We start from the raw sequence: 24,125 nt of genomic DNA, 5'->3' as shown, positions 1-24,125 counted from the left end.
TCTCTCTCCCTGTCGTTTCTTGTGCCCTTTGGGTGTTGGGGGGCTTACCCATGGGCTGTTATATGTCTTCGATTGTATCAGTCTAAAGCCTTGATCAGCTTTTCTGCCGTAGCGCGGTTCAGCGCCATTGGTATGTCGTAGACGCTGCCGAGGCGGGTCAGCGCCTTGACGTCCACGTCATGCGGAAGCGGCGACAGCGGATCGATGAAGAAGATCAGCACTTCGACGGTGCCTTCCGCAATCATGGCGCCGATCTGCTGGTCTCCGCCGAGCGGGCCGCTTTTGACGCGCTGGATTGTCAGCGAAGGGCAGGCATCAAGGATCAGTCCGCCGGTCGTTCCCGTCGCCACGATATCAAAACGCGACAGCGCCTTTTCATGCGCGCGCGCAAAGGCGACCATGTCGTCTTTCTTCAAATCGTGGGCGATCAATGCGATGCGCAGGCGCTCTGTCATGAAATTGATAACCTTGTCATCAAGCTCTAAATCGTTTGAAACCTATAGCTGAGCCTTAGGCCGGTGAAAAGAGGGCTTAGAGAGAATGCCCCGCCGTCAAACGACGGAGCACGATGTCTGATTACTGCACGCCATAGGTGACGTCGGCAACCGAATTTGGTGCAGGACCGGCCAGCACGGCAGCGCAGGCCTTTGGAAGATCAGACACCATGACAGGGCGCGGCTTCTTCGGCGGTTCCTTTGACGGCTTGGCTGGCTTCCACGGTTCATCGGTGAACCACCAGGCAAGTGACTTGTCGCAGCCGTCGCCAGCCGCCACCTTGGGCTGCGGCTTGCATTGCGGCGAGCCGGGCTGGCAGGTCAGACGCACATGGAAATGGTAGAAGTGACCCCAATAGGGGCGAACCTTGCCGAGCCAGCTTCTGTCGCCGGTCACCGTATCGCAAAGCTGCTTCTTGATGCCCGGATGCACGAAGATGCGCTCCACCTCCGGATAGCTCGCGGCATGTTTGATCAGCGCCGTGCGGGCAGGGGTCCATTTCTTGGGATCGACATAAAGTGAATCCCCCTTCAGCATCGATACGGCGGAAACGCTTTCGCGTTCTGCATCCGTGAAGCGCTTCTTGGGCATTGGTGTCAGCCAGATATCGGCATCGAGCCCTACCTGATGCGAGGCATGGCCGGTCAGCATCGGACCGCCGCGCGGCTGGGAAATATCGCCAACGAGCAGGCCCGGCCAGCCATCCTTGGCGGCATCGCGGGAGAGTTTTTCCAGCAAGCCGATCATGCGCGGGTGGCCCCAGCGGCGATTGCGCGACAGGCGCATGACCTGCCAGTTCGGGCCGTCTGTCGGCAGCGCAACAGCGCCTGCGAGACAGCCCTTGGCATAAAAGCCGATCGATTGCGGCGATTGCGCCAGCACGGGCATCTTTTCCGCTCCGAAAGCCTGCTTGGCTGGCATGTCATCCGCCATGGCCATCGGCACGAAGTCAGGCGCGATCATCGTTGCCAGCGAGGCAATGAGGATAAATTTCTTCAGTTTGTTTGCGATCATGGGGCAATTCCATGGTTTGCCAAAGGGCGCTGCGACTGCGAATCAAACAGCAGAACTGCGGGCATTATGCTGTGTGAAATGCGGGCCAGCAATGCCGGTCGGCTGTTTGTGACAACCGACCGGCTTTTCGATCAGCTCCGTTGCAGCCTTGCAAGCATGGTCAGGACCACAAGGGGCATCGCTGTGCAGAACGCAATCAGCGGCCATGCCGTGTCGCCGGGCAGCACAATGACGAGCGCCGTTCCTGCCAGACTGACCATCAGGCTCTGTATGCAGAAATAGAGAGCGACAGCCATGCCTGCACTGTCGTCGAAGGCTGCCAAAGCGCCGTTTGCCGTCATGGATGCGGTCAAAACAATGCCGATAGCAGCCAGCCACATGGGTAGTATCAGGCTGGCGAAGGAGGGTTGCAGCAGGGTTTCGGCCAGGAGCAAAACCAGCGCACTGGCAAGGAGCACGACCATGCCCAGCGCCACGCTTTTTCGTACACCCCACTTTCGGGTGTAAGGTGACAGAAGGCGCGTGGCGGCAATCATAACCATGGCAACGCTTGCAAATGCCAGGCTGAACGTCGTCTCTCCGAAGCCGCCTCTTTCGATCAGGATGCGCGGCGCCGTGGAAAAGAAAACAAAGAAGGTGCCCATCGCCGTGCCGAAGCCCAGCGTGTAGGCCCAGAACGGAAAATCCCTCAATATTTTCAATGCGCTTAGGTGGTCAACGCGAGTTCCGTCCGGGCGTGTTTCCGGCCAGAGGCGGAACGCCCGCCATGTTGCGACAAGGCCAAACATGCCGAGCGCTACGAAAATCGCGCGCCAGCCGAAACCGCTGGCGATCAGTGCGCCAGCGATGGGGCCGATGGCCGGAACGAAGGAGAGCATGGCGCTGAAAAGGCCGTAGATTGTCGCGCCTTCCGGGCGGTCGGCATAAACGTCACGCACCGTGGCAAAGGTTGCAACGAGCGCGGCTGAAGCGCCGACAGACTGGGTGAAACGCAAGGCGACGAAAACCGTGGCGCTATCCGTCGCCGCCAGCGCAAAGGAAGAAAGCACAAATATGGCACCGCCGCCCAACAGCACCGGCTTGCGCCCGATGCGGTCGGACAATGGACCGAAGAGGAGTTGCCCGACACCCAGCATCACCATGTAGAGGCTGAGTGTGAGTTGCACCATGGCAGGCGTTGTTTGCAGAATTGCCGGCATGGATGGAACCACCGGCAGGTAGATATCCATGGCCAGCGAGGCGAGAATGTCGAAGGGAGCCATCAGCGCAAGCGCGAATGGCAAAGTGAAGCTCCAGGATGGAGTTTTCTGATGATCAAATGGCATGACAAAGCATCCGCTCGAAGACAATCGGGCGGCAATCTGCCTGCAATGGAAGACGTTGGTCCGGGACAGATGCCGCAACAGGTTGGAAAAGCTGTTGCGGCTTATTTATCTGCTGACTTGCTGTTACCCATTGTTATGTCCCGGTTTGGAATTTGCGTCAGCGCGTTTTACCCGAAGGGCTGCACGCGTGCAATCAGCGCCAGCTCCCGTCCCGCCACATGGCCGAAAAGGCGGTTCTGTAGTCGGGATAGGCGAATGTGTAGCCGAGCGCCTGAATGCGCTGATTGGAGACACGCTTGTTCTCGCCATAGAAGGAGCGCGCCATCGGCGTCAGTTCTGCTTCTTCGAACGGCACTTCCGGCGGCGGCGTGACGCCCATCAGCTCTGCCGCATAGGTGACGACATCCTGCGGCGGCGATGGCTCATTATCGGTAATGTTGAAAATACCGCCCGTATCGGTGCCCGCGAGAAAGCGCAAAGCGCCAGCAATGTCTTCCACATGGATGCGGTTGAAAACCTGATCCTGCTTGACGAGACGTCGCGCCGTGCCGCGCTCCAGATTGACGAAAGCATTGCGGCCGGGGCCGTAAATGCCGGACAGCCGCAGAATAGCCAGCGGCGTTCCGTGCCTCTCGCTCAGGCTTGTCCAGGCTTGCTCTGCCTCGACACGTTCGAGGCTGCGGCGCGAAACCGGCTTGCAGGGCGTGGTTTCATCCACCCATGCGCCCTTATGATCGCCATAAACACCGACGGTCGAGAGATAGCCGATCCAGCGAATCGTATTGTCGGGACGGCGCAGCGCTTCTTCGACCCATGCAAGCGCCGGGTCGCCCGCTTCGCCGGGCGCAATCGAAATCACCACATGGGTTGCCTTGGCAAGCCGCTCCAGAAGTTCGGGCGAGGGCGTTTCACCATCGAACAAGACTGGCGAAATGCCGGATTTCTCAAGAGTTGGGAATTTCTGTTCATGCCGGGTTGTCCCGTCAATGCGCTCTACTTCTCCCGTCATCCGCTTGGCAAAGGCTTGTGCCGAATATCCGGCCCCGAACAGGAAAATGCGCATGTCAGACTGTCTCCGTATTCCACTCTTTCTGCACCGTAGCATCCTCTTCCGCGGAGGCCAGACGTTTTTGCAAGGCATCGACATGGCTCGGCTCGGCCAACTGCTTCAAGGCCCAGACCGCCGCCCCGCGCACGACAGGCGCGGCATCGCCAAGCAGAACCTCGACTTGCGGCAACAGCGTTGCATCGCCCGAATTGCCCGCTGCGATCAGCACGTTGCGGATGAAGCGGTCGCGCCCGATCCGCTTGATTGGTGAACCGGAGAAAAGCGCACGGAACGCCGGATCATCAAGCGCCAGCAGGTCGCTCAGACGTGGCGCTTTCAGATCGTCGCGCGCCTTCAGCTTCATTTCGCTGGTTGCCTGCGCGAATTTATTCCACGGGCAGACCGAAAGGCAGTCGTCGCAACCATAGATGCGGTTGCCCATGGCCTTGCGAAACTCCGCCGGAATAGGACCCTTGTTCTCGATGGTGAGATAGGAAATGCAGCGGCCTGCATCGATGCGGTAGGGCGCTGGAAAGGCCTTGGTCGGACAGGCGTCGAGACAGGCGCGGCAGGAGCCGCAATGATCGTGATCCGGCTCATCCGGCGCGATTTCCGCTGTGGTGAATATCGAGCCGAGAAACAGCCATGAACCAAGCTCGCGGCTGACCAGATTGGTGTGCTTGCCTTGCCAGCCAAGCCCGGCAGCTTCCGCCAGCGGCTTTTCCATGACGGGCGCGGTATCGACGAAGACTTTGACATCCTGCCCGGCGCGCGCGGCAAAGCGACTCGCCACATGCTTCAGCTTGCCCTTGATGATGTCGTGATAATCGCGGTTCTGCGCATAGACCGATATGGCTGCGCGATCCTTCTGATCAAGCACAGCCAGCGGGTTGGTGTCCGGCCCGTAATTCATGGCCAGCATCATGATGGAACGAACTTCCGGCCAGAGCACGCCGGGATTGGCCCGGCGTTCTTCGGTCTCTTCCATCCAGAGCATGTCGGCGTGATGGCCATCGGCAAGATATTGCCGCAGGCGTTCAGGCGCCTGTGGAATAGCATCCGGTGTGGTGAAGGCGACAGCGTCGAAGCCCACGGCTTTGGCTTCTTCGATGAGGAAGCGCTTCAGCTTGTCGGTCTTCGAATTAGAAGTCGAGGTCGCCATAATGGGCCACCGGGGCAAGCCCGCGCACGCGATCGGACAGAAGCGGGCGGAAAGCAGGGCGCGACTTCATTCGCGCATACCAGTCGCGCGCGGCGCGGGTTTCGCCCCATTCGATTTCACCGAGATAATCGAGCGCAGAAACCGCCGCTGCGGCCGCCATGTCGGCATAGGTTGGATGCGCGCCTGCCAGCCAGTCGCGGGTAGCGGCCAGCCAGTCGATATATTTCATATGCTGGCGAATATTGGTGCGCGCGGCGCGGATCGCGGTCGAATCCGGCGCGCTGCCGCCCATTTCAGCCGCCATCTGCAATTTATAAACGCGCTCGCGCGTGATGTGGCGGGTGACTTCGTTTTCGAATTTCAGCAAGAACCAGTCCACGAGGCGGCGCACTTCGGCGCGCTCCATCGGGCTTTCCGGCAGGAGACGACGGCTGCGCTTCAATGCACCACGCGTTTCATCGAGATATTCGGCGATCACTGTTGCGCCGACGACCGGCAGATCGTTTTCCGCAAGCAGCACAGGCAAGGTGGCAGCCGGGTTCAGCGCCAGAAATTCCTTGCGGCGCGACCACGGCCTTTCCTCGATCAGTTCCGCTTCCACGCCATATTCGCCGAGGATAAGCCGCACATAACGTGAGCCTGAAGACATGGGATGATGAAACAGCGTAAGCATGATCGACGCGGTACTCTCGACTGACACAGCTTGAATTGAACGTCCGGAGATTGGTACGGCGGCTGGCGTTTGCCCATGCAGCAGGCTATTTCTGCTGCCGAGCGATTCGACGCCGCCTCAACGGAATATAAAGTCTATAAGACCTATGTTTGCGGGAGACAAGCAATCGCTGGAAGTGCCCGTTTTAGTCGCCACAGCCGCTAATGCGAGCCGGTTCAGATGCCATCATCGTGCCAACCATTCTAAGGTACTGACTTCATGGATATTTTTAATCTGCTGGAAGCCGCGTTTCTCGGTCTCATCGAAGGGTTGACCGAGTTTATCCCGGTTTCATCCACCGGGCATTTGTTGCTGGTCGGGCATTTTCTGGGATTTGAATCCACAGGAAAGACGTTCGAAGTGCTGATCCAGCTTGGCGCTATTCTGGCCATTCTGACCGTTTATTCGGCGAAATTGCTGAAGCTTCTTGCGGATTTTCCGCGAGATGCGCGCACGCGTCATTTTGTCTTCGGTATTCTGGTCGCCTTCCTGCCCGCCGCGGTGATCGGCGCGCTCGCACATGGCTTCATCAAGAGCGTGCTCTTCGAAACGCCGATCCTTGTCTGCATCATGCTGATTGTCGGCGGTCTGATCCTGCTCTGGGTCGACCAGCTCAATCTGAAGCCGCGCTATCATGATGTGATGGATTATCCGCTGCCGATGTGCCTTGCCATTGGCTTCATCCAGTGCCTTGCCATGATCCCCGGCGTGTCGCGTTCGGGTTCCACGATTGTCGGTTCGCTGCTGCTGGGCGCGGACAAGCGGTCGGCTGCGGAATTCTCGTTCTTCCTCGCCATGCCGACCATGGCCGGGGCCTTCGCCTACGATCTGTACAAGAGCCGTGACATGCTAACGATGAATGATGGCGCGTTGATCGCTGTCGGCTTCGTGATGGCTTTCATCTCGGGTGTGTTCGTCGTGCGCTACCTGCTCGACTATGTTTCGCGCCATGGCTTCAAGCTCTTTGCCTGGTGGCGTCTTATCGTCGGTTCGGCGGGGCTAGCCGCCCTTCTGATCTGGGGCTAACGCTCCGCCATTATTTCCGCACTGTCGGTCTGCAAATGACGTTTTTCTACGCTTCCGGTGCTCATGTACCCTTAAGTACACTCCGCTCCGGTTCTCGAAAACCGCCATTTTCGCCTCGACAGAACGAAAATCCTGACAGAGCTTCGGCGCATAAAAGCAGAACAAAAAAAGGGGCCGCGAGGCCCCTTTATTCATTTCCGATTATCGATATCTCACGCAAAACCGGTCTTGGTGTACTGACCGGCCACGCGGTAGCGCCAGAGATAGGCGGGCAGCACGGCGTCGACGCCTTCCGGCGTAATGCCCATGCCCTGCAAGGTGCGGCCTTCCTTGATGGCTGCTTCCGAAACGACATTGTCGGATTTCAGGAGCGTCACCTGATCGTTGGTGATCGGCGGGTTCGGCAGCAGGCTGAGAACCGAAGCCTGCAGGCGGGCGACCCACCACGGCAGCGAGATGAGAACGCGCTTGCGGTCGATGACGCGCAGCATGTCCTTCATCCAGTTCTTGAACGGCTGCACATCCGGACCGCCGAGTTCATAGACGCCGCCCGGCATCAGCTTGCCATCAACGGCGCGGGCAACGGCTTCTGCGACATCGCCGACATAGACCGGCTGAAGCTTCGTTTCGCCGCCGCCGATGACCGGCAGGAAGGGCGAGAAGCGCGCCATATTGGCGAAGCGGTTGAAGAAGCGGTCTTCGTGACCGAAAATGATCGACGGACGCAGGATAACGCTTTCCGGCAGCACGGCGAGAACGGCGTTTTCGCCTTCAGCCTTGGTGCGGGCATAATCCGAAGCCGAATTCACATCGGCAGCGAGCGACGAAACGTGGGTCATCGGAATGCCGGCGGCCTTGGCGGCTTCGGCAATGTTCTTCGCGCCCAGCACTTGAACCGTGTTGAAACGCTGGCGACCGCTTTCTGCGAGAATGCCGACGAGGTTCACGACATGGTCGGAACCCTTGACGACCAGCTCGACCGAAGCGCGATTGCGGACATTGGCCTGTACCATCTGGATCTGCCCGACATTGCCGAGCGGAGCCATGTAATAAGCCACTTCGGGCTTGCGCACGGCAACGCGCACACGATAGCCACGCTTGGTGAGACTTGCTACGACCGCGCGCCCGACAAAGCCGGAGCCGCCGAAAACGGTGACCAGTTTCGGCCTGTTGTGGACTTCGTTCGGTTCGGTCTTCATCCTAAACTCCTGCATGAAAGCCAGTTGGGCCGCTTGCGAGCAGCAGCCGCAATGCGTCTGTATTGCCGGTGATTTATCGCCTTTTTGCCACAAGGCAAAGGGGACTTGTTGTCACGATCATGATAGCGGGGCTTTTTCCCGTGTTCGTTTTTTGTGTTTCAGCATGATCTTATCCGAAAACCGCTTCACACTTTTCGGGATCATGCTCGAATAGAGCTTTGAGATTCCGCTGCTTGCTGTTAAATCGCGCGCATGAGCACACCACTTGACCATATTCGCAATTTTTCGATCGTCGCCCATATCGATCATGGCAAATCGACGCTGGCCGACCGCCTCATTCAATTGACTGGCGGTCTGGATACGCGCGAGATGAAGGATCAGGTTCTCGACTCGATGGATATCGAGCGCGAGCGCGGCATCACCATCAAGGCGCAGACCGTCCGTCTCACCTATAAGGCGAAGAACGGCGAAGATTATGTGCTGAACCTGATCGACACCCCCGGACATGTCGACTTCGCTTATGAAGTCTCGCGTTCGCTGGCGGCTTGCGAAGGTTCGCTTCTCGTGGTGGATGCTTCCCAGGGCGTGGAAGCGCAGACGCTGGCCAATGTCTATCAGGCCATCGACAACAATCATGAAATCGTGGTCGTGCTGAACAAGATCGATCTGCCCGCTGCCGAGCCTGAGCGCGTCAAGAGCCAAATCGAGGAAGTCATTGGCATCGATGCGTCGCAGGCCGTGCATATTTCTGCCAAGACCGGCATCGGCATCGAAGACGTGCTGGAAGCCATCGTCACCCAGCTGCCCGCGCCGAAGGAAGGCGACCGCAATGCGCCGCTCAAGGCCATGCTGGTTGACAGCTGGTATGATTCCTATCTCGGCGTTATCGTTCTGGTGCGCGTCATCGACGGCGTGCTCAAGAAGGGCCAGACCATCCGCATGATGGGCACGGGCGCGAAATATCCGGTGGAACGCACCGGTGTGTTCACGCCGAAAATGGTTCAGATGGACGAACTCGGCCCGGGCGAGCTTGGCTTTATCACCGCTTCCATCAAGGAAGTGGCCGATACGCGCGTCGGCGATACGATCACCGATGATCGTCGCCCGACGAGCAAGATGCTGGCCGGCTTCAAGCCTGCGCAGCCGGTGGTGTTCTGCGGCCTGTTCCCGGTTGATGCAGCGGATTTTGAAGATCTGCGCGGCGCTATGGGCAAGCTGCGCCTCAACGACGCTTCGTTCTCGTTCGAAATGGAAACCTCGGCAGCGCTCGGTTTCGGCTTCCGTTGCGGCTTCCTCGGCTTGCTGCATCTGGAAATCATTCAGGAACGTCTTGAGCGCGAGTTCAATCTCGACCTCATCACGACAGCGCCTTCGGTCGTTTATCGCCTGAACATGATCGACGGCACACAGAAGGAACTGCACAACCCGGCCGATATGCCGGATGTGGTGAAGATTTCGGCCATCGAAGAGCCCTGGATCAAGGCAACCATCATGACGCCGGATGATTATCTCGGCGCGATCATGAAACTGTGTCAGGACCGCCGCGGCATTCAGGTGGACCTCACCTATGTCGGCCCGCGCGCCATGATCACCTATGAACTGCCGCTCAATGAAGTGGTGTTCGATTTCTACGACCGGCTGAAGTCGATCTCGAAGGGCTATGCCTCGTTCGACTATAACCTCTCGGAATATCGCGAGGGCGATCTGGTCAAGATGTCGATTCTCGTGAACGAAGAGCCGGTCGATGCGCTGTCGATGCTGGTTCACCGAACGGCTGCGGAAAAGCGCGGCCGTGCGCTTTGCGAGAAGCTGAAAGAGCTGATCCCGCAGCACATGTTCAAGATTCCGATCCAGGCTGCTATCGGCGGCCGCATCGTGGCGCGCGAGACCATCTCGGCGCTGCGCAAGGACGTGACGGCCAAGTGCTACGGCGGCGACGTGACGCGTAAGCGCAAACTTCTGGAAAAGCAGAAGGAAGGCAAGAAGCGCATGCGCCAGTTCGGCAAGGTCGAAATCCCGCAGGAGGCCTTTATTCAGGCGCTCAAGATGGGTGATGATTGATTGCCTGCCTTTGCGGGCAGGCAAGTGCGCGCTTTAATGCAAGAACGGTGGTGTTGGATGGTCGCCGGTATCGTAAGGCTTTCCATCACCGCTTTCGTTTAAGTCAGTAATAATTTTATCGACTTTCTTAATTAGCAGAATTCCAAGTTCTTGTATTTTTGGATCGGGTTCGCCTAGCCGAATGAGCCGCTTTGACCTTAGGCAAAGAACGGCAAGATCATCGGGCTTGTTCACTGTATATAACGCCGGGAATACAGATAATACCGCTCTGACAAGATGATCATCGAGTGCTGGCCGGGCAGTATTCCAAATATGGACCGCAGCAACCTTGTCATCAGTAATCAAACTGAAGTTTGGTTTAAATGTCAGTTTAAACAGAGATTTAGGGCTGTTGTAGATAACGTTGTTGGCCATCACAAACTGGGCTGGGTGTTCATTCTTCCATTTTATAAACGCTTGAAGACCAGTTCGAGCCGAATCTCTCTCTGATACCTTTTTTATGTCTTTGAGGCGTTCAATGACCGCCCTTGGATCAGCGTTATTCAGCGCCAGGTCTGCACAAAGTCTCCGAACGCTTCCGTGAAAGTCGTAGCCTCCTCCGTCACTAGGATTCAGGCGCTTGCGAATTTCTGTCTTTTGAGGTTTTTCGTTTAAGTGTAGAATTTTAAGAAATGAAGAAATTCCGAAATTGGGCATGAGGGCTCCGTTCTAATATAGATATGATAATATAGGGGTGACTTTTACATATTAAAGAGGTGATAATAAGATTATATACTTCTAATATATTGATTTACTAATATATAAGCATCCATCTTAAGTTAAAGAAAGGCAAGATAATAAATGTCCGCAAATCCCCGCATCTCCATCACCTACTGCACCCAATGCAATTGGCTGCTGCGCGCTGCGTGGATGGCACAGGAACTGTTGCAGACTTTCGGGCAGGATCTGGGGGAAGTTGCATTGCGTCCGGGGACTGGCGGGGTTTTTGAAATCCGCGTGCTGATGCCAGATGGCAACGAAGAACTCATCTGGGAGCGCAAGCGCGACGGCGGCTTTCCGGAAGCCAAAGTATTGAAACAACGCGTCCGCGATCTCGTCTGGCCGGAACGCGATCTCGGTCATTCGGACCGACCAGCCAATTCATGAAGGGTTCTTACTCCGATCCTTCGATGACCTCAGGATGAGGGCGACGGCAGCGCCTCTATTGTAAGCTTCCCTCATCCTGAGGAGGTGCGAAGCGGCACCTCATCATGAGTTCATCGAAGGACGAGGGAAAACACGATCAGTCCTCATCCACCACGCGCAGGCGCATTTGGGTGGGCGCGCTTTCCGCCGGTCTTGGCTGCGGGCGGGGCGTTTCCTCGGCAGGCTTTTCGCCAAATTCCAGCGCTTCGATTTTCGCGCCGCGCCGGGTGACCTTGTTGGATGACACCAGAATATCGTCAATATCCTTGTTGGCCTGCACAAAGTGCGTCTGCAGCTTGCGCACGCGCTCGTCGAGGCGGCCCACATCTTCCATGAGGCGGATCACTTCGCCCTGAATGACATGCGCCTGTTCGCGCATGCGGGCGTCTTTCAGGATCGCCTGAATGACCTGTATCGACAGCATTAGCAGCGACGGCGAAACGATCACGATCCGCGCCCGGTGCGCGCGCTGGATCAGCGCTTCGAAATGTTCGTGAATATCAGCGAAGATCGATTCCGACGGCACGAACAGGAAAGCCGTATCCTGCGTTTCGCCGGGGATCAGATATTTGTCGGAAACATCCTTGATATGGATTTCCATATCGCGACGGAACTGCACAACAGCAGCTTTGCGGGCGTCAGGATGCTCCTTCTCACGCATGGCGTTCCAAGCTTCGAGCGGAAACTTGGCGTCGATCACGAGTGACGGTGCTTTGTTGGGCATGCGCACGAGGCAGTCGGGACGGGTGCCGTTGGAGAGCGTCGCCTGAAATTCATAAGCGCCTTGTGGCAAACCGTCGGCGATGATCGCTTCCATGCGTGACTGGCCGAAAGCACCGCGCGTCTGCTTGTTGGCGAGGATCGCCTGCAACTGCACCACCTGTCCGGCGAGCGACTGGATATTGCTCTGTGCCGTGTCGATGACGGCCAGACGCTCCTGCAATTTGGCAAGATTTTCATGGGTCGAGCGGGTCTGCTCGGTCATGGTCTGGCCGATGCGATGCGTCATGCCGTCGAGCCGTTCGCGGATCGACTGGTTCAACTCCGCCTGTCGTGAGCCGAAAACCTCCGCCATGGTCTGCATGCGGCCCTGCATCTCCGCCTGTGCTTTCAGAATTTCCGCCATGCGATATTCGGCGTCGCGGGCGCGGTCCTCGGCCTGTGCTTCGGCAACGGCGCGCAGGCGCGCAGAGCGCGTTGCGGCGATCAGGAAAATGACAAGGCAGAGCACCACCACCACAATGCCAGCCAGAAGAATATCTCCCAGCGTGAGCGATGTGGCACCGAGCTGCAAAAGCGGCTCATTCAAGAGGTTCTGGTTTTCCATGTGCGAAGCTTAGCTGATTCGTACGGGCTTGATGAGATCAAAACAGGAACATTTTGCAAAGCACAATTGACGATTCTGTCACAAGCGATTACGTGAAGCGCATGTCAGTAAAACCGCTTATCATCCTTCCCGATCCTGTGTTGCGCCTGGTTTCCAAGCCAGTGGAGCGCTTTGACGATCAGCTGCGCAAATTTGCCGGCGACATGTTCGACACCATGTATGACGCGCCGGGCATTGGCCTTGCCGCCATTCAGGTTGGCGAGCCGATCCGCATGCTCGTCATCGACCTTGCAAAGGAAGGCGAGGATAAAGCGCCGCATGTCTTCATCAATCCCGAGATTGTCGGCGTGACGGATGAAGTCAGCACCTATGAAGAAGGCTGCCTGTCCATTCCGGATTATTATGCGGAAGTGGAACGGCCAGCCGCCATTCAGGTCAAATATTTCGATGCCGATGGCAAGCCGCACGCAATGGAAGCCGATGGCCTGATGGCAACCTGCCTGCAGCACGAGATCGATCATCTCAATGGTGTGCTCTTCATCGATCATATTTCCAAGTTGAAGCGCGATATGGTCATCAAGAAGTTCAAGAAGCTCGCCAGCCAGCGGGCGTCGAAAAAGGCTCTTTAGATGCGTATTGTCTTCATGGGCACGCCGGATTTTTCCGTGCCGATCCTGACCGCCATTATCGGGCAGGGCTATGATGTGGTGGCCGTCTATTCGCAACCGCCGCGTCCGGCAGGACGCAGAGGGCTGGAACTGACCAAGTCGCCTGTCCATGAAAAGGCCGAGCAGTTCGGTATCCCCGTCTTCACGCCGAAGAGCCTCAAGGGTGCGGAAGAGCAGGAAGTGTTTGCGAGCCTGGAGGCTGATGTCGCCATCGTCGTCGCCTATGGTTTGCTGTTGCCCAAAGCTATTCTCGATGCGCCGCGGCTAGGCTGCTACAATGGCCATGCCTCGCTTCTGCCGCGCTGGCGCGGTGCCGCGCCCATCCAGCGGGCCATCATGTCGGGCGATAGTGAAACCGGCATGATGATTATGAAGATGGACGAAGGGCTGGATACGGGCCCGGTCGCCATGGCTGAAAAAGTGGCGATCACGCCGGATATGACGGCAGGCGAATTGCATGATCGCCTGAGCATGATCGGTGCCGACCTGATGGTGCGGGCGTTGGGCGCGCTTGAGCGCGAAAGCCTGACATTGCAGCCGCAGGCGGAAGAAGGTGTCACCTATGCCGCCAAGATCGACAAGGCCGAAGCACGCATTGACTGGTCGAAGCCTGCCCGTGATGTGCACAATGCCATTCGCGGCCTTGCGCCTTTTCCGGGTGCATGGTGCGAGATGGAAATCAATGGCGCTGTCGAGCGTGTGAAACTTCAGCGCTCGACGCTGGGCGAAGGTTCCGGTGCTGCGGGTACTATGCTGGACGACCGGCTGACGGTTGCCTGCGGCGGGGGCGCCGTGCGGCTCGTCACCTTGCAGCGTTCAGGCGGCAAGTCTTTGCCAGCGCAGGAATTTCTGCGCGGCGCGACGGTTACGAAGGTTTTGTAGGCCCGTGCCGCGCTACAGGCTTCTGGTCGAATATGACGGCACCCCCTATGCGGGCTGGCAGCGTCAGGAAAACGGCCATACCGTTCAGGGCGCTATCGAGCAGGCGTTCAAGAAATTCTGCGGCGAGGATCTGGCGTTAAGCGCGGCGGGTCGCACCGATGCAGGCGTGCACGCGACGGCGCAGGTTGCGCATGTCGATCTCAGCAAGGATTGGGGCGCGGGCAAGGTGCGCGATGCGGTCAATGCGCATCTGGTCATGGCCAATGAGCGCGTGAGCATCCTCAATGTCGAGAAGACGACGGACAGTTTCGATGCGCGTTTTTCCGCGCAAGGACGACATTATCTCTATCGCTTCCACAATCGTCGTGCTCCGCTGGCTGTCGATTATCAGCGCGCCTGGTGGGTGCAAAAGCGCCTTGATCACGAGGCTATGCACGAAGCGGCGCAGCTTCTTCTGGGCGAACACGATTTCACGACCTTTCGCGCCACGCAGTGCCAGGCCAAAAGCCCGGTCAAGACGCTCGACCGGCTTGATATTACGCGTGATGGCGAAATCATCGAAATGCGTGTTTCGGCGCGCTCTTTCCTGCACAATCAGGTGCGTTCCTTTGCAGGCAGCCTGATGGAAGTGGGCGTCGGTCGCTGGACGGCGGATGATTTGCAGGCGGCGCTTGAAGCACGCGACCGCAAGGCTTGCGGTCAGGTCGCGCCGCCTTACGGTCTTTATCTAATCGGTGTCGATTACGCTTTCCCGTTTTAATAAGCGTGCGGGTCGAAGCCGATGCCGAAGATCTGCTGAAGCAGCACGGTGAGGAACAGCGAGCCGAAGAAGACGCAGGCGAAGAACGGTGCTGCGAAAGCATGCGGACGTTGCAGCGCCACAAAGGTCAGCCGATAACTCAGCACAATCGAAGCACCGAACATGATGAACGCGAAAAGCGTCGCGACATCAAAACGCCCCGGAAAGAACAGCTGTAGCAGGGTGATCGGGGCAAAGACCCAGGCCAGAAGCGCGCTGCCCCAATTGGTGGCGATCACATAGGCCGCATAGCGTTTGACAATGCCGATCCGCTTGGCCAGCATGCCGATGATGGCAAGCGGCACCACCCATGCTGCAATATCGACGAAGGCCGCCCTCATGACGATGGCAAAGCGGATGCCCGCTTCCTCGCGCCCGGCGGTGAGATCGGCGGCATAGGCTACCCAACTGGCAAAAAGCGGTGGCAGAGCCACCGCTATTGCGAAAAAGGAAGACCAGAAACCCTCGGCGGATATGTCGAGATAATCGAGACCGTCGCGGCGACCGAGCATCATTTTCCAGACGCCCAGGAAATATCGGTAAATATCGTCCAGGCTCGGCATGGGCTCCCCAATGTTTCGCATGATCCAGTCCGAAAAGTCATGCAGCTTTCCGGGCCTATGCGTTACCCAAAGAAATCAGCGATGAAACGCTCATAAATCTGTGTCAGCCCTTCAAGGTCGGCAAGGGCCACGCGTTCATCGACCATATGCATGGTCTGGCCCACAAGGCCGAATTCCACCACCGGGCAATAATCCTTGATGAAACGCGCATCCGACGTGCCGCCGGAGGTCGACAGCTCTGGCCGCTTGCCGGTCACCGCTTCGACAGAGGCTGTCAGCGTACCGATCAGCTTTTCATCGCGGGTCAGGAAGACGTGGCTTGGGCTTTCGCGCCATGCCAGCTCATAGCTGATCGGCGTTTCGCGGCCGGGGCGCAGACGATTGTCGCGGGCGGCCTTTTCGAGGCGTGCGCGGATTTCGGCTTGCAGGCTTTCCGCCGTCCATGTGTCGTTGAAACGGATATTGAACGAGGTCGTGGCCTTGTTCGGGATGACATTGGTGGCCTTGTTGCCAACGTCGATGGTGGTGACTTCCAGATTGCTGGCCTGGAAATCGGCAGTGCCCTGATCGAAGGCCGGATAAAGCAGGCTTTCCACCAGCGTGGTGATGCCGCGCACCGGGTTTTCCGCCAGATGCGGATAGGCCGCATGGCCCTGCACGCCGTGAACGGTAATCGTGCCGGAAAGCGAGCCGCGACGACCAATCTTGATCATGTCGCCAAGCGCATTTGGGTTGGTCGGCTCACCGACAATCGAAGCGTCCCAGCTTTCGCCGCGCTGCTTTGCCCAGGCGAGCAGTTTTACGGTGCCGTTGACCGCAGGACCTTCTTCGTCGCCGGTGATGAGGAAGGAGACGCTGCCTTTCAGGCTGCCATGCTTTTCCACATGGCGGGCGACAGCAGCAACGAAACAGGCAACGCCACCCTTCATGTCCACAGCGCCGCGCCCATACATGACGCCGTCTTCGATAGCGGCGGAGAAGGGGGGGTGCTTCCAGTCGTTTTCATCGCCGGGCGGAACGACGTCCGTGTGGCCGGCAAACATCAAATGCGGTCCGTTGCCGGATTTGCGGGCATAGAGGTTTTCGATGTCGGGCGTGCCGTCTTCGCTGAAGACGGGCCGTTCAACGGAAAAGCCCATTGGTTTCAGCATCGCTTCCAGCGCCGTCAGCGCGCCGCCTTCGGCGGGCGTTACGGATGGGCAGCGGATGAGGGCGGCGAGATTTTCGGCGGGATTGACTGCTAGGCTCATGATGTCGGCTTCTTACTCAAGAATCGTCTGGAGAGTGAGACTAGATCGGGATGCGTCCGGATGGAACCACAAACCGTTGGCCGTAGCCATGTCTGAAAATTCACTCTTCACGCGCTTTTCCAACTTGGTTGCAATTCGGGAACGAAATTTTCTTGACCGGAGGGCGTCTGTCATCGTTAGTTAAAAAAGAGTTGATAACGAGACCCGGGAAACGGGCCGATCAGCGGGAACGTTTTTAATAATGGGAAACTGTGCATGCGTTTAATCACCACAACTGTAGCAGGCATGATGGCGCTCTTCGGAGCAACGATGGTACCAGCCAAGGCTGCACAGTGGAGTGAAGCGGGCGGAGTGACAAGCATCCCTTACGGACACAAGGACTATTGCGGGCGCAATCCACGCGATTGCCGTGGCCATAGCGTGTTGCCGCCGATGCAGCTCACTCCACAGCGTATGAAGCTCCTGCAGAGCGTAAGCAGCTCCGTCAATCACCGTATCAAGCCCGTTTCCGATCAGGATAATTACGGTAAGCGCGATTACTGGACCATTCCAGTCAATGGCAAGGGCGATTGCGAGGATTATGTGCTGATGAAGCGTGCGCAGTTGATGGCGCGCGGCATGAGTGCGTCGCAGCTTCTCATCACCATGGTGCAGGGCAGCGAGGCGCATATTGTGCTCACCGCCCGTACTGATCACGGCGATTATATTCTCGACAACCTGCGCGACGACGTGCTGCCAGTGGAGAAGACGTCCTATCGTTATATCAAGATGCAGTCGCCTGCCAATTCCGGCCAGTGGGTTTCCATTGCCGGTCGTTCGGTTGCCGTCGCGAATAACTGATAGCGAGCCGAGGGGGCGCGTTCCCCAAACCTGTTTTCTGAAAAGCCGCATCCTCGATGCGGCTTTTTTGTTGCGCTGACTTTGCTGGTCTTGGGTCGGAGGGCGGGCAATGCCGTCATTGTTCACGTTTATTATACAATAACCCGAGACACACTGTTCGGGTTTGGTGAACAAATTAACGACTGTAATGCGTCCGTGATGACGAATAATAAAACTATCATTTTGTTTTTAATTATTTTTTTTGAATTAATTGCAACGATTGCCGTAAGCGCTGTGCACGAATGTGTGGTCTTTCTAAAGTTTTTGTGACTGGAACTTTTCGCCATTGTTACCCATTTCGGACATATCGGAACGGCGAATTGATACGCCGCTCCATTTTATCAGGAGATTGAAATGAAGAAGTTTGTTCTTGCCGCTGCTGCCCTTGCTTTGAGTGCCGGTGCTGCTTTCGCTGAAAATCCACGCGTTGGTGAACCTGAGAATCTCTATGCAAATGATCGTACCCCGGTTGCATCGCAATCCGTTGACTACACTGCGCCTGCAGCGATCAGCACTCCGGTTTACCGCGATGGTTCGGCCAATCGTTTTGGCGATGCCAATCAGGGCTAATGGCTTTCAGCCATAGCATGTCATCCCGAAGGTGTTGTCGGAACGGGTCTTGAAGATCTGCCGGATGCCGGAAGGGAAAGCCGCAAAGGCTCAATTAAGCTCAACCTCGAAGTCCCTGATGCCTGAAGAAGGCTTGAACGGCCAGATGCCGAGGAAGGGGACAGGATGCAAAGGAATACGAAAATGAAAAAGTTCGCTCTTGCTGCCCTTGCAGTTGCTCTTAGCGCCGGTGCTGCCTATGCCGAAAATCCTTATGTCGGCATGCCGGAATCCCAGGTCGTTCAGGACAAGGCCTTCAAGACTCCGAATACGGCCCCGCTCTTCGGTACAAAGGGCGATGTGGACTACACCGCAACCGCCACCATTCGTCAGTCGGCCCCGGTTTATCATGATGGTTCAGCCAATCGCTTCGGCGATGCTTCGCCCTCCAGCTATGAGAACTAATGGTTCGATAGCATAAGAATCTCCCCGGAGGATGGCTGCGAAGCCTCCTCGGACACATGCCCGGACCAGAGGCTTCGTGCCATCCGATGGGAGCAGTCGATCCAGAGATCGATTGCATCAAACGACCCCCAAAACAAAAAGGCGAAGCACAAGCTTCGCCTTTTTGTTGTCTGTTAGCGCTGCAAGGCGTCAGTCGCGCAGCAATTCGTTGATCGAGGTCTTCGAGCGGGTCTTTTCATCGACGCGCTTGACGATCACGGCGCAATAGAGGCTCGGACCCCAGTTTTCGCCCGGCACGTTCTTGCCGGGCATGGTGCCTGCAACAACCACCGAGTAAGGCGGAACTTCGCCATAGAACACTTCGCCGGTGGCGCGGTCGACGATCTTGGTCGACTTGCCGATGAACACGCCCATGCCGAGCACTGAACCTTCACGCACGATGCAGCCTTCGACGACTTCCGAACGCGCGCCAATGAAGCAATTGTCTTCGATGATGGTCGGTCCGGCCTGCATCGGTTCCAGAACGCCGCCGATGCCAACGCCGCCGGACAGATGCACATGCTTGCCGATCTGTGCGCAGGAACCGACGGTCGCCCAGGTATCGACCATGGTGCCCTCATCGACATAAGCGCCGAGATTGACGAAAGACGGCATCAGGATAGCGTTCGGCGCAATATAGGCCGAGTGACGCACGACGCAGTTGGGCACAGCGCGGAAACCGGCCTTTTCGAACTCATTGGCAGTCCAGCCGTCGAACTTGGACGGCACCTTGTCCCACCAGGAGGACTGGCCGGGGCCGCCCTTGATGACTTCCATCGGGTTGAGCCGGAAGGAGAGCAGCACGGCTTTCTTCAGCCATTGATTGACTTGCCAGTTGCCGTCCGCCTGTTTTTCTGCGACACGGGCCTCGCCGCGATCGAGCAGGATAAGCGACTGTTCAACGGCATCGCGGATTTCGCCGCGGGTTGCCGTATTGACACCGTCGCGCTCGTCAAAAGCCTTGTCGATGGTCTTTTCAAGGGAGGCGAGGTCTGGCTTGGTCATGGGGTGCAGTCTCCGTGAAAGGGCAGCGGATGGCAGACCGGGCACTTGGTCCGGCCGATTGTCATGAAAGTGATTAAGCGAAGGCGCCATATGGGTCAATCACCTATTGATCACGGTGCAATTGCGCTCTCTTGATCTCCATTCTCGAACAATGTCTGTCATGTTTGAGACAGATTAAGCATTTAGCGCCAGAATGGATTTGGTAGCAGGTTGTAAGGAGCAGGTGAGAAGCATGAACCCGATGGAGAAGTCCGGCTGGACGCCGTTCCCGAATTCCGAGGAAGCGATCAAGCAGGCGAAAACCGTACCGCAAACGCCCCAGACGGAAGCGCCTGCCTATCGCCTTGCCTTTACGGATGACGATTTTCTGACGCGTCGCGACCTGCGCCCTGTGCGCCTGCAACTCGAACTTCTCAAGCCGGAGCTGATCCTTGCCGACCGTGGCATCAAATCGACGGTGGTGATGTTTGGCGGCGCGCGTATTCCGGAGCCGGGCGGCGAGGCATGGGCGGCCAAGAACGAGGTGCAGAAAAAGAACCTCGAAGCCAATTCACATTATTACGAGGAAGCGCGCAAATTCGCCCGCCTGTGCTCGGAATATTCCGCCACGACCTATTATCGCGAGTTCATCGTGGTGACGGGCGGCGGACCGGGCGTGATGGAAGCGGGCAATCGTGGTGCGGCGGATGTCGGTGCGCCGACCATCGGCCTCAACATCGTGCTGCCGCATGAACAGGCGCCCAACCCCTATGTGACGCCGGAGCTTTGCTTCAACTTCCATTATTTCGCGATCAGGAAGATGCACTTCCTGATGCGCGCCAAGGCGATCTGCGTTTTTCCGGGCGGCTTCGGCACGATGGACGAACTTTTTGAAGCAATGACACTGATCCAGACCAACCGTATGGAGCGCATGCCGCTGATCCTGTTTGGCAAGGAGTTCTGGACCAAGGCGATCAATATCGAGTTTCTGGCCGAACAGGGCACGATTTCGCCGGCCGATATCGAGCTTCTGAACTTCGTCGAAACGGCGGACGAAGCCTGGGATCAGATCAAGGATTTTTATAAGCTCTAGGCTGCCAAGCTGTAGTGCTTGGACTACCGGGGGGCGGTTTCGATTCTATCGGATGCGCCGAACCCCGGTGCAGGTCCCGTTCGGGCGCGGTCTAAAATCTGCAATCGATATGTGATTGAACACGCACGGCATGCGTTCAGATCGGGCGCTTTTCTTAGATTAATTCACAAATCTGCGCCCTTTCAACAGGTGAATGTGGATACATTTTCAATATTAACAGTATATTCAATTAGAAATTTAGAATGAAATAATCTGAAAATACATTTGGGATTCATCTGTATTGTCTGAGTTTGAATTTAAAATACCATCCAAATTGAATTTCTATATAAAAGGTGGGTAATATAAATATCAATTGAATATCAAGATGGCGGTGTTTGTGTCATTGTCCTGATGGCTGTTCATTGCGTATGCGTGATTGCTGCGGCCTTCGTCTCGATGATGCGCGGGCGTGTCCGTTTCTGTGTTTCTTTGATTTAATTATTTTCATCTTCCGGAAAATTCTCGGTTGTTTCCACATTTGCGCTCCGGTCGCGTCAATGTGGTGGGGAGGACTCTTCCCGCCTCTTGGGCTCTCCCCATGCCTCTTTTCCAGTGCGTGGGGCGAAATACTGCAAAGCTTACTTTAAAGGGTTTTTATGAACACGGTTTTGAAAAGGGCAGCTGCGCTGTTGCTTGGTACGTCCGCACTGATGGGATGCGTGAACATTGCGATGGCGGATGATTGGACGCTTGGGCAGTCGGGCTTGTTGGATGGTTTCGGCGAGAACGGGAGTGGGGCGGTTGCAGTTTCCGCCGACGGAAAGGTGATTGTTGGATCGGCTTTTGTCGAGCACACCAATCCTCAAGGGCTATCTGTCGTCTCCCAGCGCGCGGCAACTTGGGTGGACGGTGTAGCTACATTAGACTCTGCTTATGCGTCCGCAGATGGTTCAGCGAGTGGTGCAGTAGCAGTTTCCGCGAACGGCAAGGTGATCATTGGGTGGTCGGGTGAACGTCTTGAGGATCCAGATAAGCAGGCTACTGTGTGGTTGAACGGTTCGTCAAAGGGCGTGGGCCTCGATGGCGTTGACTTGGGCGACGGCTTTATCGATACAGCTGCTGAGGCGCACGCGCTTTCTGGCGACGGCAGTGTGATTGTTGGTAGTGCGCAGGACGAGAACCGTATTAATCACGCGGTAAAATGGGTAAATATTTCAGACGATCCGAGCGTTGAACATTACGCCACAGATTTAAACACACTCGGCGGAAACAGCAGCGATGCACTGGCAGTATCCCGCGACGGTAACGTTATCGTTGGCTGGGCGCAGGATAGTACGGGAAAACAATACGCGACATCTTGGGTGGGTGACACAACAACCCCGACACAACTCGGTGCATCTGCTGATGCGGTCAGTAGTCAGGCCATTGGCGTTTCTGCCGATGGTACGATGATTATTGGAAATGAAGATCTCGGTTCCAATCATGAACGCGGGCTTTCATGGGCCACTGGTCAAAGCAATGTGACAGTGCTTAACACTCTTGGCGGAAATATCAGCAAGGCGGTTGCAGTTTCCGGTGACGGCAAGGTTGTTGTCGGGTTTTCAGATAATGGCTCCGCAGAATTTCATGCAGTATCCTGGCTGAACGGATCGGCGGAAGCGACAGACCTCAACACGCTTGGCGGAAATTCGAGTACCGCAAAGGCAGTTTCCAACAATGGCGCGGTCATCGTTGGAGGGGCGGATTACACTGACGGCAATCAACACGCGGCGGCATGGGTAAACGGATCGACGCAAGCGATGGATCTCGGCACGCTTGGTCGGGATACGAGTGTCGCAAACGCAGTTTCCGACGACGGCACGGTAATTGTCGGATCTGTGGCAAACGATAACGATTTCGATCATGTGGCTCTTTGGAAGCTCGTTCCGCCGCCCGCGCCGAATCCAACTCCAGACCCCACACCCGCACCGACACCGGTGGGTATTGATGTGACGAACACGGTGGTGACGGTGGCAGCACTTGCTCACGACACCTTCTCTGTCATGGAATCGCAGCGGGCAACGCTTGGTCGTCTGCAAACGTCCTGCGATGTCTCGAAGGCTGGCGAAAGCTGCTATTCGATCTCGACCGATATCGGCAAATCGGGCAACTCCAAGGATATGCTCGGCTGGATGACGCTCGGTCACGCCTTTACCGATAATTTCTCGGCAGGTGTTTCCGTTGCGCATTCCCTGTGGCGCGATCTTCCGGGCGATTTCGACCACGAGGATAACAATCTCGGCGGTGGTCTTTATGCCCGCTGGAGAGACCAGACGGCCAATGGCAGCTGGTATGTGCAGGGTTCTGCCGCGATCAACCGTTATGATGTCAAGCGGACGCGACGAGTTCTGGGTTACACCGAACCGGGTACCGGTGACAGCACCATCAATGGCTGGGGCGTGCAGCTGGAAGCGGGTCAATCCTTCGATCTCGCGAACAAGTCCTCATTCGGCTATTACGGTGGTCTCCGCTACGATGATCTGAAGATGGATGGCTATACGGAAACCAACGCCTATTTCCCGTTCACCTATTCGGATGTGAAATCGCAGCGTACGACCGCTTATCTCGGTGCTAATTACGGCATGGCGCTGACCGACAAGGTGCGCTGGTCTGTCAATGCGGAGATTGAGCAGGACCTTTCGCATAAGGACCCGAGCGTCACTGCGAGTGCCGATTATGTCGGTTCCTATAAGTTCGACTCTGATGCGGCACACACTCGCGGCAGTCTGTCCACCACAGTTTCCTATGCGTTCAGCGATGCCGTCAGCATTGGTGTAACGCCTTATGTGAACCGCACGGTGAACAAGGATACCGGTTTTGGGGCGATCATCGGTCTTTCCGGTAAGTTCTAGAGCGCATCCCGAAAAGTGTGAAACGGCTTTCGGGAAAGATGCGCGTTAAAACAAAGAATTAGAGCGCCGATCTGATCCAATCAGATCGAAACGCGCTCTAAGGTCTCACCGGAGGCACGAACGGTTTCGCGTGGAATGAAGCGCAACAACGAAAGATAGTTCGTCTTCGACGTGCCGTTTGATGGAAGCCGATTTGATAAGATTAGGCAGGCGGGAGAGGGCAACCTTTCTCGCCTGCCTCGTTTTTGGCGAGTTTGCTAAAAAGGGCTGCTTTCGGGGCTTAAATAAATCGTTGGCGTACGCTTATGTTTGTAAGCAGATGGATTTTCGTTTTGAATTTTCGCAGTTTCTTTAAAAGTAATTTTCATTGTAAATTGATTGTTTAAATTTGAAACAATAGATATTGCCGTCGTTAAAAATAAATATATGATAAACTTATATGGTTTTGTTGGGGGTGTACCATGTATTTTTATTATATGAATAATATTATATATATTCCAGCATCGTTCTTCTTTCCAAATTAAGATGTC

The 24,125-nt window shown here is 56.5% G+C and carries 23 protein-coding genes; 11 read left to right on the top strand and 12 right to left on the bottom strand.

What is annotated here, in order from left to right:
- Nucleotides 1–77 precede the first annotated feature (77 nt).
- The 6 genes from FGI60_RS23580 to FGI60_RS23555 all read right to left on the bottom strand — a co-directional run bounded on the left by FGI60_RS23580 (nucleotide 78) and on the right by FGI60_RS23555 (nucleotide 5,717).
- Nucleotides 78–455 carry a methylglyoxal synthase gene (locus FGI60_RS23580; RefSeq protein WP_138787227.1) on the bottom strand — a complete coding sequence of 126 codons (378 nt, stop codon included), beginning with the start codon at nucleotides 453–455 and terminating at the stop codon, nucleotides 78–80.
- Nucleotides 456–576: 121 nt separating this feature from the next.
- Nucleotides 577–1,509: a penicillin-insensitive murein endopeptidase gene (mepA, locus tag FGI60_RS23575; protein WP_138787226.1), complete on the bottom strand. Its 933-nt coding sequence runs from the start codon at nucleotides 1,507–1,509 to the stop codon at nucleotides 577–579.
- Between the two features lie 131 nt (nucleotides 1,510–1,640).
- The gene (gene cml, locus FGI60_RS23570) at nucleotides 1,641–2,834 is read right to left on the bottom strand and encodes a CmlA/FloR family chloramphenicol efflux MFS transporter (protein WP_138787225.1); all 1,194 of its coding nucleotides are present in this window, start codon (nucleotides 2,832–2,834) and stop codon (nucleotides 1,641–1,643) included.
- Between the two features lie 193 nt (nucleotides 2,835–3,027).
- Complete coding sequence (locus tag FGI60_RS23565; protein ID WP_138787224.1) at nucleotides 3,028–3,897, bottom strand: SDR family oxidoreductase; 870 nt, start codon at nucleotides 3,895–3,897, stop codon at nucleotides 3,028–3,030.
- 1 nt (nucleotide 3,898) lies between these two features.
- Nucleotides 3,899–5,044, bottom strand: a complete 1,146-nt coding sequence (queG, locus tag FGI60_RS23560) for a tRNA epoxyqueuosine(34) reductase QueG (protein ID WP_138787223.1) — start codon at nucleotides 5,042–5,044, stop codon at nucleotides 3,899–3,901.
- Entirely contained in the window at nucleotides 5,025–5,717 is a 693-nt protein-coding gene (locus tag FGI60_RS23555; RefSeq protein ID WP_138787222.1) for a glutathione S-transferase family protein, read from the bottom strand. The genes queG and FGI60_RS23555 overlap by 20 nt, the downstream gene beginning before the upstream one ends.
- 258 nt (nucleotides 5,718–5,975) lie before the next feature.
- Here FGI60_RS23555 and FGI60_RS23550 point away from each other — a divergent pair, with 258 nt between their 5' ends.
- On the top strand, nucleotides 5,976–6,782 hold the full coding sequence (locus FGI60_RS23550; RefSeq protein WP_138787221.1) for an undecaprenyl-diphosphate phosphatase: 807 nt from the start codon (nucleotides 5,976–5,978) through the stop codon (nucleotides 6,780–6,782).
- Between the two features lie 212 nt (nucleotides 6,783–6,994).
- On the opposite strand, the gene FGI60_RS23545 is transcribed toward FGI60_RS23550, so the two are convergent.
- Complete coding sequence (locus FGI60_RS23545) at nucleotides 6,995–7,981, bottom strand: complex I NDUFA9 subunit family protein (protein WP_138787220.1); 987 nt, start codon at nucleotides 7,979–7,981, stop codon at nucleotides 6,995–6,997.
- A 252-nt stretch (nucleotides 7,982–8,233) separates the two neighbouring features.
- On the opposite strand from FGI60_RS23545, the gene lepA reads away from it, so the two are divergent.
- Entirely contained in the window at nucleotides 8,234–10,042 is a 1,809-nt protein-coding gene (gene lepA / locus FGI60_RS23535) for a translation elongation factor 4 (protein WP_138787219.1), read from the top strand.
- Nucleotides 10,043–10,075: 33 nt separating this feature from the next.
- Here the strand turns inward: lepA and FGI60_RS23530 are convergent, their stop codons facing one another.
- Nucleotides 10,076–10,738: a hypothetical protein gene (locus tag FGI60_RS23530; RefSeq protein ID WP_138787218.1), complete on the bottom strand. Its 663-nt coding sequence runs from the start codon at nucleotides 10,736–10,738 to the stop codon at nucleotides 10,076–10,078.
- Nucleotides 10,739–10,882: 144 nt separating this feature from the next.
- Between FGI60_RS23530 and FGI60_RS23525 the strand changes: the two genes are divergently transcribed.
- Nucleotides 10,883–11,188: a SelT/SelW/SelH family protein gene (locus tag FGI60_RS23525; RefSeq protein WP_138787217.1), complete on the top strand. Its 306-nt coding sequence runs from the start codon at nucleotides 10,883–10,885 to the stop codon at nucleotides 11,186–11,188.
- 136 nt (nucleotides 11,189–11,324) lie between these two features.
- Here FGI60_RS23525 and FGI60_RS23520 read toward each other — a convergent pair whose 3' ends face one another.
- Complete coding sequence (locus tag FGI60_RS23520) at nucleotides 11,325–12,554, bottom strand: DNA recombination protein RmuC (protein ID WP_138787216.1); 1,230 nt, start codon at nucleotides 12,552–12,554, stop codon at nucleotides 11,325–11,327.
- Between the two features lie 101 nt (nucleotides 12,555–12,655).
- On the opposite strand from FGI60_RS23520, the gene def reads away from it, so the two are divergent.
- The 3 genes from def to truA are packed head-to-tail and all read left to right on the top strand — an operon-like array spanning nucleotide 12,656 to nucleotide 14,864.
- Nucleotides 12,656–13,183: a peptide deformylase gene (gene def / locus FGI60_RS23515; protein WP_138787215.1), complete on the top strand. Its 528-nt coding sequence runs from the start codon at nucleotides 12,656–12,658 to the stop codon at nucleotides 13,181–13,183.
- A complete protein-coding gene (fmt, locus tag FGI60_RS23510) occupies nucleotides 13,184–14,104 on the top strand; it encodes a methionyl-tRNA formyltransferase (RefSeq protein WP_138787214.1) in 921 nt (306 codons plus the stop codon).
- A 4-nt stretch (nucleotides 14,105–14,108) separates the two neighbouring features.
- Nucleotides 14,109–14,864 carry a tRNA pseudouridine(38-40) synthase TruA gene (gene truA / locus FGI60_RS23505; protein ID WP_078339916.1) on the top strand — a complete coding sequence of 252 codons (756 nt, stop codon included), beginning with the start codon at nucleotides 14,109–14,111 and terminating at the stop codon, nucleotides 14,862–14,864.
- Here the strand turns inward: truA and FGI60_RS23500 are convergent.
- Together FGI60_RS23500 and dapE are read right to left on the bottom strand one after the other, a co-directional pair.
- Entirely contained in the window at nucleotides 14,861–15,466 is a 606-nt protein-coding gene (locus FGI60_RS23500) for a hypothetical protein (RefSeq protein ID WP_138787213.1), read from the bottom strand. The two genes, truA and FGI60_RS23500, sit on opposite strands and share 4 nt — an antisense overlap.
- A gap of 62 nt (nucleotides 15,467–15,528) precedes the next feature.
- Nucleotides 15,529–16,716 (bottom strand): succinyl-diaminopimelate desuccinylase, encoded by a 1,188-nt coding sequence (gene dapE / locus FGI60_RS23495; RefSeq protein WP_138787212.1) that lies wholly within the window; start codon nucleotides 16,714–16,716, stop codon nucleotides 15,529–15,531.
- Nucleotides 16,717–17,004: 288 nt separating this feature from the next.
- On the opposite strand from dapE, the gene FGI60_RS23490 reads away from it, so the two are divergent.
- From FGI60_RS23490 to FGI60_RS23480, 3 genes are all read left to right on the top strand, one after another.
- The gene (locus tag FGI60_RS23490) at nucleotides 17,005–17,556 is read left to right on the top strand and encodes a transglutaminase-like cysteine peptidase (protein WP_138787234.1); all 552 of its coding nucleotides are present in this window, start codon (nucleotides 17,005–17,007) and stop codon (nucleotides 17,554–17,556) included.
- A 393-nt stretch (nucleotides 17,557–17,949) separates the two neighbouring features.
- A complete protein-coding gene (locus FGI60_RS23485; RefSeq protein ID WP_138787211.1) occupies nucleotides 17,950–18,165 on the top strand; it encodes a hypothetical protein in 216 nt (71 codons plus the stop codon).
- 183 nt (nucleotides 18,166–18,348) lie between these two features.
- Nucleotides 18,349–18,609 (top strand): hypothetical protein, encoded by a 261-nt coding sequence (locus FGI60_RS23480; protein WP_138787210.1) that lies wholly within the window; start codon nucleotides 18,349–18,351, stop codon nucleotides 18,607–18,609.
- Nucleotides 18,610–18,798: 189 nt separating this feature from the next.
- Here the strand turns inward: FGI60_RS23480 and dapD are convergent, their stop codons facing one another.
- Complete coding sequence (dapD, locus tag FGI60_RS23475; protein WP_078339922.1) at nucleotides 18,799–19,653, bottom strand: 2,3,4,5-tetrahydropyridine-2,6-dicarboxylate N-succinyltransferase; 855 nt, start codon at nucleotides 19,651–19,653, stop codon at nucleotides 18,799–18,801.
- A 232-nt stretch (nucleotides 19,654–19,885) separates the two neighbouring features.
- On the opposite strand from dapD, the gene FGI60_RS23470 reads away from it, so the two are divergent.
- Nucleotides 19,886–20,725 carry an LOG family protein gene (locus FGI60_RS23470; RefSeq protein WP_113534782.1) on the top strand — a complete coding sequence of 280 codons (840 nt, stop codon included), beginning with the start codon at nucleotides 19,886–19,888 and terminating at the stop codon, nucleotides 20,723–20,725.
- Between the two features lie 635 nt (nucleotides 20,726–21,360).
- Nucleotides 21,361–23,595, top strand: coding sequence for an autotransporter domain-containing protein (locus FGI60_RS23465; protein WP_138787209.1), 2,235 nt, complete (start codon nucleotides 21,361–21,363; stop codon nucleotides 23,593–23,595).
- Nucleotides 23,596–24,125: the final 530 nt, after the last annotated feature.

Source organism: Brucella haematophila (assembly GCF_005938105.1).
Taxonomy (GTDB): Bacteria; Pseudomonadota; Alphaproteobacteria; order Rhizobiales; family Rhizobiaceae; genus Brucella; species Brucella haematophila.
Note: the sequence above shows the minus strand (reverse complement) of the source record. Positions and strands in the feature narration are given on the sequence as shown.